At 68.6% G+C, this 14,849-nt stretch carries 17 protein-coding genes and 1 riboswitch; of the genes, 9 read left to right on the top strand and 8 right to left on the bottom strand.

Going from position 1 to position 14,849, the window contains the following annotated elements; genetic code table 11:
* The first annotated feature begins 440 nt into the window (after positions 1 to 440).
* From B4M62_RS12125 to B4M62_RS12135, 3 genes are read left to right on the top strand one after another with little or no spacing between them, the layout of a single operon-like run.
* Positions 441 to 1,403 carry an AurF N-oxygenase family protein gene (locus tag B4M62_RS12125; RefSeq protein WP_290713202.1) on the top strand — a complete coding sequence of 321 codons (963 nt, stop codon included), beginning with the start codon at positions 441 to 443 and terminating at the stop codon, positions 1,401 to 1,403.
* 2 nt (positions 1,404 to 1,405) lie between these two features.
* Positions 1,406 to 2,065 (top strand): DUF4873 domain-containing protein, encoded by a 660-nt coding sequence (locus B4M62_RS12130; RefSeq protein WP_290713349.1) that lies wholly within the window; start codon positions 1,406 to 1,408, stop codon positions 2,063 to 2,065.
* Between the two features lie 44 nt (positions 2,066 to 2,109).
* Complete coding sequence (locus B4M62_RS12135) at positions 2,110 to 2,886, top strand: CPBP family intramembrane glutamic endopeptidase (protein WP_290713205.1); 777 nt, start codon at positions 2,110 to 2,112, stop codon at positions 2,884 to 2,886.
* A 3-nt stretch (positions 2,887 to 2,889) separates the two neighbouring features.
* Here the strand turns inward: B4M62_RS12135 and B4M62_RS12140 are convergent, their stop codons facing one another.
* Genes B4M62_RS12140 through B4M62_RS12150 form a run of 3 tightly spaced genes read right to left on the bottom strand, consistent with a single transcriptional unit; the run spans position 2,890 to position 4,240 of the window.
* The gene (locus B4M62_RS12140; RefSeq protein ID WP_290713208.1) at positions 2,890 to 3,360 is read right to left on the bottom strand and encodes a universal stress protein; all 471 of its coding nucleotides are present in this window, start codon (positions 3,358 to 3,360) and stop codon (positions 2,890 to 2,892) included.
* Between the two features lie 23 nt (positions 3,361 to 3,383).
* On the bottom strand, positions 3,384 to 3,767 hold the full coding sequence (locus tag B4M62_RS12145) for a fluoride efflux transporter FluC (RefSeq protein ID WP_290713211.1): 384 nt from the start codon (positions 3,765 to 3,767) through the stop codon (positions 3,384 to 3,386).
* A complete protein-coding gene (locus B4M62_RS12150) occupies positions 3,764 to 4,240 on the bottom strand; it encodes a fluoride efflux transporter FluC (protein ID WP_290713215.1) in 477 nt (158 codons plus the stop codon). The genes B4M62_RS12145 and B4M62_RS12150 overlap by 4 nt, the downstream gene beginning before the upstream one ends.
* Before the next feature lie 50 nt (positions 4,241 to 4,290).
* Positions 4,291 to 4,366: riboswitch (Fluoride riboswitch) on the bottom strand.
* 41 nt (positions 4,367 to 4,407) lie between these two features.
* On the opposite strand from B4M62_RS12150, the gene pheA reads away from it, so the two are divergent.
* Positions 4,408 to 5,373: a prephenate dehydratase gene (gene pheA / locus B4M62_RS12155; protein ID WP_290713218.1), complete on the top strand. Its 966-nt coding sequence runs from the start codon at positions 4,408 to 4,410 to the stop codon at positions 5,371 to 5,373.
* Entirely contained in the window at positions 5,373 to 6,044 is a 672-nt protein-coding gene (locus B4M62_RS12160; protein WP_290713221.1) for a histidine phosphatase family protein, read from the top strand. Before pheA ends, B4M62_RS12160 begins: the two co-directional genes overlap by 1 nt.
* Before the next feature lie 54 nt (positions 6,045 to 6,098).
* Here B4M62_RS12160 and B4M62_RS12165 read toward each other — a convergent pair whose 3' ends face one another.
* On the bottom strand, positions 6,099 to 6,449 hold the full coding sequence (locus tag B4M62_RS12165; RefSeq protein WP_290713352.1) for a metallopeptidase family protein: 351 nt from the start codon (positions 6,447 to 6,449) through the stop codon (positions 6,099 to 6,101).
* Positions 6,446 to 7,654 (bottom strand): septum formation family protein, encoded by a 1,209-nt coding sequence (locus B4M62_RS12170; RefSeq protein WP_290713224.1) that lies wholly within the window; start codon positions 7,652 to 7,654, stop codon positions 6,446 to 6,448. The genes B4M62_RS12165 and B4M62_RS12170 overlap by 4 nt, the downstream gene beginning before the upstream one ends.
* A gap of 46 nt (positions 7,655 to 7,700) precedes the next feature.
* Between B4M62_RS12170 and serS the strand changes: the two genes are divergently transcribed.
* From serS to B4M62_RS12185, 3 genes are read left to right on the top strand one after another with little or no spacing between them, the layout of a single operon-like run.
* A complete protein-coding gene (serS, locus tag B4M62_RS12175; protein ID WP_290713227.1) occupies positions 7,701 to 8,957 on the top strand; it encodes a serine--tRNA ligase in 1,257 nt (418 codons plus the stop codon).
* Entirely contained in the window at positions 8,954 to 9,517 is a 564-nt protein-coding gene (locus B4M62_RS12180) for a hypothetical protein (RefSeq protein WP_290713230.1), read from the top strand. Before serS ends, B4M62_RS12180 begins: the two co-directional genes overlap by 4 nt.
* Entirely contained in the window at positions 9,514 to 10,377 is an 864-nt protein-coding gene (locus B4M62_RS12185) for a hypothetical protein (RefSeq protein ID WP_290713233.1), read from the top strand. Before B4M62_RS12180 ends, B4M62_RS12185 begins: the two co-directional genes overlap by 4 nt.
* Positions 10,378 to 10,459: 82 nt before the next feature.
* On the opposite strand, the gene B4M62_RS12190 is transcribed toward B4M62_RS12185, so the two are convergent.
* The 3 genes from B4M62_RS12190 to B4M62_RS12200 all read right to left on the bottom strand — a co-directional run bounded on the left by B4M62_RS12190 (position 10,460) and on the right by B4M62_RS12200 (position 13,916).
* A complete protein-coding gene (locus B4M62_RS12190; RefSeq protein WP_290713236.1) occupies positions 10,460 to 11,452 on the bottom strand; it encodes an isopenicillin N synthase family dioxygenase in 993 nt (330 codons plus the stop codon).
* A 3-nt stretch (positions 11,453 to 11,455) separates the two neighbouring features.
* A complete protein-coding gene (locus B4M62_RS12195; protein ID WP_290713239.1) occupies positions 11,456 to 13,069 on the bottom strand; it encodes an MBL fold metallo-hydrolase in 1,614 nt (537 codons plus the stop codon).
* Positions 13,070 to 13,340: 271 nt separating this feature from the next.
* Positions 13,341 to 13,916 (bottom strand): hypothetical protein, encoded by a 576-nt coding sequence (locus B4M62_RS12200; protein WP_290713242.1) that lies wholly within the window; start codon positions 13,914 to 13,916, stop codon positions 13,341 to 13,343.
* Between the two features lie 121 nt (positions 13,917 to 14,037).
* Between B4M62_RS12200 and B4M62_RS12205 the strand changes: the two genes are divergently transcribed.
* The gene (locus B4M62_RS12205) at positions 14,038 to 14,817 is read left to right on the top strand and encodes a lysophospholipid acyltransferase family protein (RefSeq protein ID WP_290713245.1); all 780 of its coding nucleotides are present in this window, start codon (positions 14,038 to 14,040) and stop codon (positions 14,815 to 14,817) included.
* The last annotated feature ends 32 nt before the right edge of the window (positions 14,818 to 14,849 follow it).

Here is a 14,849-nt window from a genome sequence, read left to right on the forward strand (position 1 = left end):
AGATGTGTATAAGAGACAGGACCGGGGGTGGCGGGACGGGTGGCGGGAACCAGGCCCGCGGCGGCTCGTACCGGGGCGGGACGGGTGGTCGGCGATTGGGGGGAGGGTTGTTGACCGGCGGTTGGCGAGCCGAGGCCGCACCCGGTGGGGGGAACGCCGGGCCGCGGGCAGCACTGGGCGGCGGGGGTCCGCCGCGGGAAGCGGGTCGACCCGGTTGAGTCGGTCCGTTCCGCTGGTCTTGTTCTCGGCGGCGGCCCCGCAGATTCGGCTGCTCGCGCGGGTCGTTCACCCGGTCAAATCTACGCACCACTGCTGAGGCCGGGCTGAACCCGTGTCGGTCAGCCGCTGCGAGTAACGGTGACATTAGCAACTGGCACAGTAATCGTTGACGTAAGTCGCGCGGCGGTTCTAGTGTGGTGAGTCACAGAGGAGGGCGATTCATGACTGTGTTGAACAACGAGCCGGGGGTGACCAACGACTCGGCCGCCACCACCGGAGCACGACATCGGGAATACGACGCCGGCGGCCGCCAGGCAATCGCGAATCGGCTCCTGAAGGGTTCGTCGGCTCGCTCGTACGACCCCGTCGTCGAGCTCGACTGGGATGCCCCGTTGGCAGACGGAAAGTACTTCTTACCCCCGAAGGTGCTCTCGCTCTACGGGACCGACCTGTGGAGGTCGATGCCCATTGCGCAACGGATCGAACTCTCCCGTCAGGAGATGGCGAATGTGCTGTCGGTGGGCATCTGGTTCGAGAACCTGCTCAACCGGGCATTGCTGATCCGGCTGATGAGTGCCGACCCGGCGGCCACCACCTCGCACTATGAACTCACCGAGATGGGCGATGAGTGCCGGCACATGACGATGTTCGGCAAAGTGATCGAGCGCACCGGGGCCCGGCCATACATGATGCGTCCCTGGGAGCGCGCCGTCATGCACCTCCTTCCGGTGGCGATGCGCGGCACACTGCTGTGGGTCGTCACCCTCGTCGGCGAGGAATTGTTCGACGCCCTGCAGCGTGAGATGCGCGACGACCCGGACCTGCAGCCCATCGTCGCGCGGCTCATGCAGATCCACGTCACCGAGGAAGCACGCCATATCGGGTTCGCGCGGGACGGGGTGATGCGCCGCACGGCGATCCGGTCGCGGTGGGAGACCCTGGTCGCGGCCAACCTTCATGGCCTTGGCGGGCCGATCTTCCGTCGCCTGTTCACCAACCCGCAGATGTACAAGCGGGCCGGCCTCGCCGACCCGCGCGCGGTGGCCCGGATCGCCCGACAGAATCCCAGTTTCCGTGAGGTACGGGTCCGCGCCTTCGCGCCCCTGTCGGCATTTCTGCGCCAAGCTGGGCTGATGGGACCGGTGGGTGGGTACCTGTGGCGACGCGCGGGGTTCCTGCCGTGACCATGATCGCGCTCGTCGGTGCGTCGCCGGCGATCATTTCGACCCGTCGGCGTCTGGCGCGCTCCCCGCTGGCGTTCCGTCTCGTCGACGACCCGGCTCGGGCCGACCTCGTCGTGACGGACGCCGCTGCCCCGTCGTCGAACTATCTGACCGTGGCCGCCGAGCAGATCCCCAATCGGTTCTACCTGCGCGATGAGTCGGTCGGCTACGTGGTCGCGGCCCTGACTCAGGCACAACTCGCCGGGGCGACCGGAGTGCGGGTGCGTCCGCCGGTGCAGCACAACCCCCCGATCGAGAAGCGGCGCCGGTGGCGCCGGCCGGTAGACCCGCTGACCCGGTTCGACCCCGGTGACTACGACTGGCTGACCGCGGAGTCAGCCTGGGCTGGCGTGTTCGACGGTGAGGCGTGCGTACGCGCCGACGGAGCGGAGGTTATCGCGCGGCTGCGCGCTCGCGGCCAGGTCGACGGCAACGATGGGCGCTACCACTGGGCCGGGATCCTGCACGGTGCGCAGGCGCCCGAACTCTTCGATTCCGGTACCAAGCGGGTCGAGGTGTCGTGCGGTCGTGGCGCAGCCGTGCCGGCGAAGCTCGCCGAGATCACGCAGTGGGGCACCGTCCGCATGACCGGCGTCGGCACCCCGCCCTGGCTGGCCGACTAGCGCGCTCGGCAGCGTGGGACCGGGCCACTGATTAGGGTGGCACGGTGAACATCGAGCCGATCACCGACCCGGCGCAGCGGCGTGGGCTGTGGGTCGAACTCGCCGTCGTCGGGGTGCTGACGTTCGGGATGTCGGCGATCTTCGCGGTCCTCTCGCTCGTCGAGGCCCAACTGACGGGGGGAATCGGACAGAGCACCGTTGCACTCAACCCGTCGCGATCACCGATCGGGTGGATCGACTTCGCCCGCCAGTCGCTGTCGGTGGTGCGGTTGGGCGGGATTGCCGCACTGGCGTGTTACCTGTTGTGGCGCAGCGGGATTCGACTGTCTGCGGTGGGCATCACCCGGCGGCCCACGGCCGGCGACCTTCCCGTCGGTATCGGCCTGGCCGTGCTGATCGGGGTGCCCGGCCTGGGCCTGGTCGTGGTCGCGCACCTCCTCGGCGCCAACGCGGCACTCGTGCCCAGCGACCCGAGCGGGCCGTGGTGGCAGGCTCCCGTGCTGATCGCCGTTGCAATCGGCAACGCGGTCGCCGAGGAAGTGGTCGTGGTCGCATATCTTCTGGTGCGCCTACGGCAATTGGGGCTGCCGGACGGGAGAGCGCTGGCGTGCAGCGCGCTGCTGCGCGGGACCTACCACCTCTACCAGGGCATCGGCGGCGGGCTCGGGAACATTGTGATGGGCCTGGTCTTCGGTCGGTTCTACCAGCGGACCAACCGCCTCTGGCCGTTGGTCGTCGCCCACGCGCTCATCGACGTCGTCGCGTTTGTCGGATTCCTGCTCATCGGGGATCGGCTGGGACTGGCGGCGGTTCAGCGTTAGCGATCACCGCGCCGGTGGTACGATGACGACGGTGAACCCCTCCGCGAGGAGCGCCGGGAGCAGTGGACGGCGGGTGAGCCGCGACAGCACGCCCGGCAGGCCGCGCCGGTGCGCGCCGATCACGATGATGGTCGCGCCTGCTTTCGTGGCGACGGCGCGCAGGACGCCAACCGCGCTGCCGCGGCCACTGTGGTAGGTCCAGTTGTCCCCGAAGTCGGCCAGCAGCGCCCGGACCCACAGTGCGCTACTGTCGCGCAGGGCCCGTGTCTGCTCCTCCCACAGGGGCGAGTCGGGGTCAATGCCGAGGTCGGAGTCGTCGGCGATGTGCGCGATGTGCAACCGGGCGTGCAGTCTGCGCGCGAGGTCCACCGCCTCGCGCAGCGCCGCGCTACTCGTCGGGCTCCGATCCCATCCGACGACCAGGTTGACATCGGTGCGGCCGGGATTTCGGCCGGAGAACGAACTGATTGCCATGACGACTCCTCTTGTCCCGCGTCCTATTGTCCGCGGATCAACCAGGCGATCCACATCCCCGCGCCGCACGCCGCGACGGCGGCGACCCAGGTGCCGATCGCGTTAATCAGTGCGCGACCGCCGTCACCGCGGCGGGCGAGTGCGACCGTCTCGAAACTGGCGGTGCTGAACGTGGTGAATCCGCCGCAGAACCCGGTCCCGGCAACCAGGGTGAGCGCACTCGGCGCGCCACCGAACAGGACGAGGCCGGTCAGTAGTCCGAGCAGCCCGGATCCGGCGACGTTGATGACGATGGTCGCGACCGGCAGCCTGGTGGTCACCCGCGCCCGCGCGAGCCCGTCGCACACGTAGCGGGCCAGTGCGCCGGCCCCGCCGGCGGCACACGCCGCTACCGCCCAGGCGCTCATCGCGGCACATCCGGGTCGACCAGGTCTGGCTCGACCGACCGGACCGGATCCGGCCCAAGTCGGGCAATCCGGGCCCCCAGGACGAGCCCGGCCACCGTGCCGAGCGCCCCGACGACCAGCGTGGCGCCGCCATAGGCCAGCGCGAGCAGAAGGTGGCCGTCGCGGATCAGCATGACCTGCTCGTCGGCGAAGGTGCTGTACGTGGTGAACCCGCCGCAGATGCCGGTGCCGCCGAACAACCGGATACCGCGGCCGAGTTCGGCGTCGACCCGGGAGGACGCGAGGTACTCCAGCAGCGCCGCGAGGACTAGCGCACCGGTGATATTCACCAGGAGGGTTGTCAGCGGCCACTGCCCGGGTTCGGCGGGCGCGAACTGCTCCACCCCAAGCCGCGCGGCGGTTCCCGCTGCCCCGCCGGCAAACACGAGGGCAAGACCCGGCGGGTCCCGTAAAAGAGGGGGAAAAGGGGACACGAGGCCGGTTCCTTTCATGGTCACAGGCGGCCGCGCTGCGCGCGGTCGAGCGTCAACCAGGAACTATCAGCCGGTGCGGCGGTTCGGGCCTCGGGCGCCCCGGCGAGATCCATCGCCTCGACGGTGCTCGGGCACCGCCGCGGCCAGTATACGGCTAACCTGGCAGCGTGCCCGTGATCGCCTATTTCGGCCCCGCCGGAACCTTTACCGAAATGGCCGCCAACCGTCTCGCCGAATCCGGCGCCGGGCCGCTGGCCGGAGTTGACCCGGCCGGCGTGGAATGGCTGGCGCTGCCGCGACCGGACAGTGTCGTCGATGCCATCCGCTCGGGCGAAGCCGACTTCGGATGTGTTCCCGCCGAAAGCTCCATCGAGGGATCGGTGCCGGCGACAATGGACGCGCTGGTCCCCGAAACCGATGCCGATCGGGTCCAGATCTTCGCCGAAACCCTGCTTGACATCGCCTTCACCGTCGCCGCGGCGGGCGACCTGGACCCCGGCGATGTCCGCACCATCGCCGCCTATCCGGTCGCGGAAGCGCAGGTTCGCGAGAGCGTCGCGCACCTGTTTCCCAATGCCCGGTTCGTGCTGGCGTCGTCGAACTCCGCCGCTGCCGGCGATGTCGTGTCGGGCCGGGCCGATGCGGCGATCACCACCCCGGTCGCCGCCGCGGCCACCGGCTTGTTCGTGCTGGCCGAGCGCGTCGTCGACAGTGTCGGAGCGGCCACCCGGTTCGTCTTGCTGGGGCGCCCTGGTCCGGTTCCCGCGCGGACCGGACGGGACCGCACCTCGATCATCGTGGACCTGCTCAACCGCCCGGGCAGTCTGCTCGCAGTGCTCGACGAGTTCGCCGCGCGCGGCATCGACCTGACCCGGATCGAATCCCGGCCGCGGCACAACGCGAACCCCGAACGTCCCGGGGTGGAATACCGCTTCTTCATCGACGCCGTCGGTCATCTCGACGATGCGGCCATCGGGGAGGCGCTGCGGGCCCTGCACCGCAACGCCGAGCGAGTCGTCTTCCTCGGATCGTGGCCCGTCGACGGCCCGGGCGGGATGCCCCCGCCCGACCACCGGGAGAGTGAGACCTGGTTCTCCCGCCTGCGTGGAACCGACAGCCGAGAGGACCGCTGATGCCGCGGCTATACCTGGTCCGGCACGGCGAGACCACGTCGAATGTGATGAAGCGTCTCGACACCGCCATGCCCGGAGCTGCCCTCACCGACTTCGGCGGACGGCAGGCGGCACGATTCGGATTGGAGAATATCGCCGCATCCGGCCGCCCGGTCACCTTGATCAGCTCGGTCGCGCGGCGCGCGCAGCAGACCGCCGAGGTGGTCGGCGGGGTGTGGGGGGTCGACGCCGAGGTGGTCGACGGGCTGCACGAGGTCCAGGTCGGCGACCTTGAGGACCGCAACGACAAAGAGGCGTACCTGACGTTCAGTTCGATCGTCGAACGCTGGCATCATGGCGAAACCTCCGTCGCGCTACCCGGTGGGGAGTCGCTGGACGACGTCTTCGACCGCTACCTTCCCGTCGTCGAAGACCTTGCCCAGCGATACCTGGCCGGACCGCAGGGACGCGACGTCTACGTGGTCAGCCACGGCGCGGCGATCCGGCTCATCGCCGCCCGCCTCGCCGGAATCGATCCGGGCTTCGCGGTCAGCAACCACCTGCCCAACACCGGTGTCGTCGAACTGAGCTACGCGCCGGGCAGCGACTCCGCGTGGTCGGCGCACCGCTGGGGCGACCGCCTCGCACCGTTCGCCGGCGACGCCGCGGGCGAGGACAACCCGATGGGGTGAGCGGCCCCGCGATGGACGGTGCGGGGCGGGCATCGGCCCTGAGGGTCTCGACGGTTAGGCCCAGCCGTGCTCGTGCAGCCACCGGTCATCGATACCGAAGTGGTGCGCGACCTCGTGGATGACAGTGATGCGGACCTGTTCGCGGACGTCGCCGGGCGTCGCGCAGATCGCCAGGATCGAGTCGCGGTAGATCGTGATCGTGTCCGGCAGAAAGCCCCCGTACTCGCTGGTGCGCTCGGTTAGCGCGATCCCCTCGTAGAGGCCGAGGATATGCGGGCTCTGCGGGTGTGCCGGTTCGACGAGGATGACGACGTTGGACATCTCCCGCGCGAGTTCGGGGGGGATCTCGTCGAGGGCGTCGGCCACCAACTCTTCGAACTCGCGGTCGTCCATCCGCACGCTCAGCCGACCGGTGCCGGCTCTTCGGCCGGGTTGGGTGCGATGCCCGGCGGCATCGGGACCGGGATCGGCAACGCGCGCCCGGGCGGTCCGGCCGGCGCCGGCGTAGGGATCTTGCCGTTGATCAGCAACTGGGACCGCGCGTCGCCGACCAGCGTGGCGAAGCCACCCTTGAACGGCAGGCCCATGTAGCAGACCGCTTTGCGGCTCCCGGCCAGCCACCCGATCTCCGAGACCGTCGACCACTGGATGTTCAGCGTCGTCTTCTCGAACTCGCGCTTGCCGCCCAGAAACCGGTGGGCCTGCACTGGACAGATCGGCGTGAGGAACGCGTTTTGCGCGCCAGCGCCGGGCCACGGCCGGCCCGACGTGCGGGCACCGAAGCGGGCCGACATGTCGATGATCCCGGTGGTCTGAAAGGCGTGCGGCTCGGCGCAGCTGACCGGGTAGGTCGGTTGACGGGTTTGGGGGTTGATGCCGATGCAGGTGCCGGGCGCCCACTCCTGGGACTGGTCGAGGTCGGCGACGCGGCCGGTGATCTCCATCTCGCTACCGCCGAGGCCCTGCTGGATGAGGCCGCAGCGCAGGTCGCGCTGTCCGCGCTGCCACTGTGCCTCCGACGGGTAGACGAGACTCGGCACGAATCGGCCCTGCGGGTCGAAACGGCCGTCGAGGTAGTTGGTCACGAGGATGGGGCACTGTTCGGAGCGAATCACGCCAAACCGGTCCGGCCCGGGCCACGGGGCGGTGGGGGCGAATTCGCCGCCGGAGACGAATCTGCCGTCGACGGCGCTGGCCACTTCGAATCGATGCGGCTCGCTGCACTCGACCTTGCTGGGCGCACCGGGCTTGCCGTCTTCCCACTGCAGGCAATCGCCGGCCGCGGACTGCGTGAACGCATCTTCGGCGATCCGGTCGCCGACACCGATCTTCGTGCCGCCGACCTGGCCGGAGTTGTCGATCAACCCGGTGGCGAAGGCGGTGGCGGCAAGTGCCACCGAGCCGGCGACGCCCGCGACGAGGACGACGCGCAGCGGATGGGTGACCAGCGCCGTTCGCCAGCGCGCCCGGCGGGTGTCGGCCGGGCCAGGGGAATCCGGATCGGGCGCCGACCCGGCATCACCCGGGTCGGTGCGATCGCCGTCGGGCTGATTGTCGGGCTGATTGTCGGGCTGCTCGTCGGTCAGCGCGGTGTCGTCGTCGGAAGTCATCCCCTCCATAATGCCCGGTGACCGACGCATGAGTAGGCTCTGGGAGGTGATCGACCTCAAGACTCTTCGCGACGACCCCGAACTGGTACGCGAATCGCAGCGCATCCGAGGCGAGGATCCATCGCTCGTCGACCGGGCCCTGGAGGCAGACAGTCGTCGGCGGGCCGCCGTTGCCGAGGCGGACAACCTCCGCGCCGAGCAGAAGTCGCTGGGCAAACTCGTGGGCCGGGCGGCCGGCGACGAGAAGGCCCAGTTGTTGGCGCGCGGCAAGGAACTGGCCGAGAAGGTCAAGGCCGCGGTCGCCGAGCAGAACCAGGCCGAGGTGCAGAGCGACACCGTGCAACGCGCGATCTCCAATATCGTGGCGGGTGCGCCGGCCGGTGGTGAGGACGACTTCGTGCTGATGGAGACGGTGGGGGAGCCGCGCGCCATCACCGACGCGAAGGACCACCTCGAACTCGGCGAATCACTGGGTCTCATCGACATGGAGCGCGGCGCCAAGGTGTCCGGGTCGCGGTTCTACTTCCTCACCGGAAACGGGGCACTGCTCCAGCTGGGTCTGCTGAATCTGGCGGCACGCACCGCCATCAGTCACGGCTTCGACCTGATGATTCCTCCGGTGCTCGTGCGTCCGGAGATCATGCGGGGCACCGGTTTCCTCGGGGCGCACGCCGATGAGGTCTACCACCTGCCCGACGACGACCTCTATCTCGTCGGCACGTCGGAAGTGCCGCTCGCCGGCTATCACAGCAACGAGATCATCGACCTGTCCGGCGGCCCGAAGCGCTATGCCGGGTGGTCGAGTTGCTTCCGCCGCGAGGCCGGCAGCTATGGCAAGGACACCCGCGGGATCATCCGTGTGCACCAATTCGACAAGGTCGAAGGGTTTGTCTACTGCCGCCCGGAGGAGGCGGAGGGCGAGCATCGCAAGCTGCTCAGCTGGGAGCGCGAGATGCTCGACGCCATCGACGTGCCGTACCGGGTCATCGACATTGCCGGCGGCGATCTCGGCAGTTCGGCGGCCCGCAAGTTCGACTGTGAGGCGTGGGTTCCCACCCAGCAGACCTATCGGGAGTTGACCTCGACGTCGAATTGCACGACGTTCCAGGCCCGCCGACTCTCGATCCGCTACCGCGACGAGAACGGGAAGCCGCAGACGGCTGCGACGCTCAACGGGACTCTGGCCACGACGCGGTGGATCGTTGCGATCCTGGAAAACCATCAGCAGCCTGACGGCTCGGTGGTTTTGCCACCAGCGCTGGCGGCCTCGGTCGGCGTCGAGGTGCTGGAGCCCACGAGGTGACGTCGCGCGCGCTCGCGCTCGCGGCCACGTTGTCAGCGTTGCTCGCCGGCGCGCTGACCTTGTTGCCCTGGGTGTCGCTGGAAGCCCGTGGGCTCCCGATGCGCTGGGCCGGTCTCGGCCTCTATTACGGGGATGACGTCGGTGTGGTGCCGTCGATCCAGCCCCTCGGGTGGGCCGTGGTGGTCGTGACGCTGGAGGCGCTGCTCGTTCTGGGGTTTGAGCTTTTCGCCCCCGGTCCGGCCGGGGTCCTGCGGCGGTGGCTGTTCCTGGGACTGGCGGGGCTGGCCGTGGCCGTGGCCGTGCTGGTCGTCGTCGTAGTCGCGGTACCGGGCCTGTTGTACGGCAACGCCCTCGAGGATCTCGGAGAGTTCGCCGGTGCCGGAGCCGTCGACGGCGGCCGGGACGTATTAGTCTTGCCGACCCTGATCGGAGTCCTGTGCTGGCTTGTGGTGACGGCCGTGATCGCCGGGCTCGGATTCGTCCGCGCCAGTGGGCCCGAAGCCGGACGCGCCGCTTCGCACATGAACCCCTGCGCGCCCGGTGACGGAGGGGAACCATGAGCCTTGGACTAGTCGCGGCAGTCGTCGCCGCGCTCGGCTACGGCATCGGCTCGGTCCTGCAGGCGCGTGCGGCACAGGTCCAACGGCCAGCCGGGGACGCACCGCCGTCACTGCGGTCGACGATCACGACGATGCTCAGCGCGGTCTTCCTGTTGGGGGTGAGCCTTGACGGGGTCGCCTTCGCGGCCAATCTTGTCGCCGACCGCGAGTTGCCGCTGTTTTTGGCGCAGCCCATCGTCTCGGCGAATCTGATAGTCACCGCGATCGCCGCCGGACTGTTCCTCGGAGTGGTGTTGTCGATGCGGGAACGGGCCGCGATCGTGGCGGTCATTGCAGCGCTCGTCGCGCTCGGTGCGGCGGCCGGGCCGCAGGGCGGTCCGGCATCGGGGTGGGCCGGCGCGCACCATGGGTTGATGCACGCCGGGGTGCTCGTCGTTGCCGGGGTGCTGCTGCTCACCGGACTGGTCCTGCTGCGCGTCGCCGCCGGGACCGCGGTTTCCGCGGCGGCCGGACTAATGGCCGGCGCGCTGTTCGGCGTGATGGCGGTATCGATTCGGATCGCGGACGGCATCGAGCCGTTCGCCGTGTCGAAACTCCTCGGTGATCCGGCCGTCTACGCCGTGGTCCTGGCCGGCGTTGGTGGCTTCTACCTGTTCACCGTCGCCCTGCAGACCGGATCGGTGAATGCAGCGGCGGCCGCGCTCGTCGTCGGCGAGACGGTCATCCCGGCTGCCGTCGGGCTGGCCATACTGGGCGATCAGGTGCGGGTGGGCTGGTGGCCGGTCGCCGCCGTGGCATTTTTGGCCGCGGTTGGCGGCGCGGTCACGATCGCGCTGGCCGGCTCGGCTCAGTTGGAGTAGGTGACGGAAGGGCCGCTGGGATTGTGGGCGTCGAGAGACGATGGCGGCCGAGCAGGACTGGTTTCCACGATGTGGGCGCGACCTACAGCAGGTCTGGGTGGTGGCGGGCGGCGACGTCGGGATGCGCCCGCAGGCGTGCCTTGAGGATGTTGTCGCCGAATGTGCCCGAGATCGGATTCGACGGATCGTTGCTCACGCCGGGAGCCTGGTCGGCCAACTCCGGCGGTAACGCGATGCGCGGCATCGTCGAAGACAGGGCCGGGTTGAAGAAGAACGGCACCGATAGGCGCTCGGTACCCACTGGCGGAGAAATCACGCGGTGCATCGTCGCGGTCAGATAGCCGTCGGTCGCATACTCCATGGCCTCGCCGATGTTGACGACGAAGGCGTCCTCGACCGGCGGCGCGTCGATCCACTCGCCCCGATGCTCAACCTGCAGTCCGGCCTTGCCGGGCTCGATGAGCAGCAGCGTCAGTACGCCGGGATCCTTGTGGGCCCCGACCCCCTGCCGGTCGCTGGATTCGCGACCTGGGTAGCGCACCAGCTTGAGCAGCGCCGAAGGCCGGTCGGCGAAGGCCTCGTCGAAGATGCTCTCGTCGGCACCGAGGCTGCGCGCCCACTCCCGCATGAGGCGCAATCCCAGTGCGCCGCACCGGTGTTGCCAATCGGTGAGGACATCGCGAAACTCGGGCAGAGCGGTCGGCCAGAGGTTGGGGCCGTCGAGCCGGAGATACCCGGGCTCAGTTCCGAGGGGCTCGTACTCGGCGGCGAGGTCGATCTGTTCGCGCCAGTCGATCGCGCCCTGCGTGTACTCGCCGCCGAATCGCGTGTAGCCGCGGAACTGCGGGCTCCCAAGCATCTCGACGGCGAACTTGTCCTCGTCGGGCAGGGCGAAGAATGCCCGGGCGGTGTCGAAGAGCCGATCACGGGTCGCCCGGTCGATACCGTGTCCCACCAGATAGAAGAAGCCCACCTCGTGGGTCGCGGTGCGCAGGGCGTCGCCGAACGCGGACCGGTCGGCTTCATCGCCGTCGAGCAGCCCCAGGTCGACGACGGGCAGCGCGGTGAGGGCCATGGGCTAGCCGTCGATGCGTTCGGCCCGGATTTCGTGTCCCTTCGACGTCAGGCAGCGGCCCGAAGCGAGGTCCCACTGCCAGCCGTGCAGGTTGCAGGTGAGCTTGTCGCCTTCGATGACGCCGAACTTCTCCAGGTCGGCCTTGAGGTGCGGGCAGCGGCGCTGCATCTCCCAGCCGTCCTGGCAGATCGACGCGGAGTCGTCGTGCGCTTCGGCGAACCAGCCATCGGCATAGTGGATGCGCTCCTCGGTGAGACATTTGAAAAATGTGTAGAGGAATTCGTTGTAGCCGCCGACGCGCCAGGTCGTGAAGCGTGTCGACAGGAAGATGGTGTTCACCCAGTCGGGCTCGTTGTCGCGCAGGACGGTGCGCACCAACTCCGGTGCGATGCGGAAGCCGTAGCGGTATTTGCCGTCGCCCTCGTCGCGCATCCGGACCGTGCGATTGGGGAAATCGAGCACGAAGGTCGCCGTGTTTTCAGGCCCGCTCCCTTCGCTCCCGACGCCCGGTCCAACCACGAGACCGACGGGGTAGCCGATGCCGTCGGAGATCAGGTCCGAATCCTTCATGGCCGGTTCGAACAGCGCCTGCAGCTGGGGGAGCAGCGGCTCCCCGCCGGCCGGCGCCCACGTCGCCTTCTCGGCGGCGATGATCGGGGCGAACTTCGCCTTCATTCGCGCCAGGTATCCGGCCTTGTTCTCGCCAAACACTTCCTCGGGGGGGTACGGATGGCTGAGTTCGAGCAATTCCGAGCCGCTGAGCGTGACCGTCGATCCCGACACCATCATCAGGCCGCGGTGCGTCTTACCGTCGTCGGTCCCGTGGGTCGTCATCTGCTCCAGGAACTCAGCCTGGTCGGGGAAGATGCTCGCCTGGTCTGACTCGCTCCCGGTGTTGAAGTCGTTGAGGGCGTAGAGGTCGTCGTCGAGGAACATCGGCGGCCCGGCCGACGGCACCACCCAGGTAGCGTCGACCTGCTCGATGTAGGAGCGTGCCCGGTCCATGCCGCGCTGCCGCTTCTGCTTGGCGAAGTTGGCCTTCGACTTGCGGGGGATGTCGTAGACCATCGGGTACCAGATGGCGCCCGAATACTGCAGCAGGTGGATGTCGACGTGGCCGAATTCGTCGTGGACGACGTCGAGGTCGATCGGCCGGGCGTCGTTCATGTTGAAACAGGTGGTCTCTCCGTCGGAGACGACCAGCCCGGAATCGCCGATGGGGCCGTCGGCGGGTGCGCGCAGCGCGATGATCATGACATCGAGGTCGCCCTTGGGTCCGCTGACGCGGTGCTTGGTGGAGTCGACGGTCTCGACGAACTTGGTGAACCCGAGGGCCTCCAACTCGCGCTTGAGGTCGGGCACGGGGTAGTCCGGCAGCAGGACCGTCGCGTCCTTCGAGATGTTCTCGCGCAGGTTCTTCTCGTCGAAGTGGTCGCGGTGCAGATGGCTGACGTACAGGTAGTCGCACTGGCCGAGCTCGGCCCAGTCGAGTTCGGTGTTGTCCGGGAAGGGAATCCAGGATGCAAAGTACGCGGGGTTCACCCACGGATCGCACAGGATGGAGCCCGCTGTGGTCTGGATATGGAACCCGGCGTGGCCGACGCTGGTGATCTGCAACTTCTTGCCTTCCGCAACGAATGGGCTGTTCGGCCCATCGGGATGGGCCGGTCCACTTTCAGACTAAACGTCCCCCCGGGCGAAACTCGATTCGCCCGGGGGGACCTTTGTCTGACATGGACTAGCGGGGGAGTAGACCCAATGCCCGGCCGAGCTGCTGACGGACGTTCCAGTCGACCAGCGCCGACACCGCCGGCGCGAGCGGTTGCGCAGCCGTGCGCCCGTGCGGGTCAGCACCCTGGTGATCGGACCCTCACCAGGGGGATGGAGATTATCGGGGGATGGGGATGTTCAAGGCCCGTGCGAATGCATGCTTGGCGTCCTCGATGGCGCGCAGCGACTCCGCGGGCAGCTTCACATCGGGGATTTCCCGAAGTTCGCGGTTGACCGGTGCCGCAGCCGGCGGCGCGACCCGGGCCGCGACGGGCTGGCCACCGTTGGCCCCGGGAATGATGCTCACGATGGGCACTGGGAAGAGGATCCCGATGATTCCACCGGCGATGGCGCCGACGATGGCGCCGATCCCCGCGCCTTGGAGTGCGCCTTGTCCGGCAGCCTGCCAGGCAGCCTGTTGCTCGTTGACATAGCCCTGCTTGACTTCGTGCCTGCCGAGGTCGGCCAGGCTGGCCAGGTTTGCGGGAGTCTTGTCGACAGCGACTACGACCGGCGCCGGGGCCGCGGGCCCGGCCATGCCCACCGGCGCGGTCGCGACGACGAACAGTTGCTTGCCGGGCACTGACGGAAGCGTGACCCGGGCGGGCACCGCCGCGGTGTTGCGCGAAGCCTGCCCGGGTCCGGCGACGAGTGGGCCGGGTGTTGAGGCTTCAGAAGTTGCGGGGGCAACCACGGCTACCGCGGTGACGGCGCCGATGAGGCTGAGAGTTAGCCGTGAAGTAACTGAGTCGATGCGCATACCTCTAGATAATAGCGGTATCCGTAGGTGCGCTGAAGCTTATAAGCTTCCGCGTATGGAACCGGTCTACGACACCGTCATCGGGGCAGCGCGCACGCTGTGGGCCCTGCAGGGCATCAAGTTCACGATTTCCGGCGTCGAGAACGTGCCGAAGACCGGGTCGGGGGTGGTGGCCATCAACCACACCGGCTACCTCGACTTCACCCTGGCGGGCGTGCCGGCCCATCTGCAGGGCCGGCGCAAGGTGCGGTTCATGGCGAAGAAAGAGGTCTTCGACAACAAGATCACCGGTCCGCTGATGCGCGCCCTCCGGCACATCCCGGTGGATCGAACCGCTGGCGCGGAGAGCTACCAGGCCGCCGTCGAGTACTTGCGGGCCGGTGAACTCGTCGGCGTCTATCCAGAGGCGACGATCAGCCGGAGTTTCGAGATCAAGGCATTCAAATCCGGCGCCGCGCGGATGGCGCTGGAGTCCGGTGCGCCGATCATCCCGACGGTCATCTGGGGCGCGCAGCGAATCTGGACCAAGGGCCACCCGAAGCATCTGGGCCGCACCAACACCCCGGTGTCGATCGGGGTCGCCGAACCGTTGGAGGCGACCGGATCGCCGGAGGCGCTGACCGCCAAGTTGCACGAGGTGATGGTCGCCAAGCTCGATGAATTGCAGCAGCAGTATGCGCGGGACAACGGCCCGTATCCGCCCGGTGCGTACTGGGTGCCGGCTCGACTCGGCGGTGGTGCGCCGACGCTGCCGGAGGCGACCGCGCTCGACGACGCAGAGCAGGCCGAGCGGCTGGCGCGCAAGGCCGAGCGCAAGGCCGACCCCGACGCCTGATTTCGCCGAGTGGGCACCTCAACCACGCCGAG

The organism is Gordonia sp. UBA5067, assembly GCF_002414845.1.
Classification (GTDB): Bacteria; Actinomycetota; Actinomycetes; order Mycobacteriales; family Mycobacteriaceae; genus Gordonia; species Gordonia defluvii.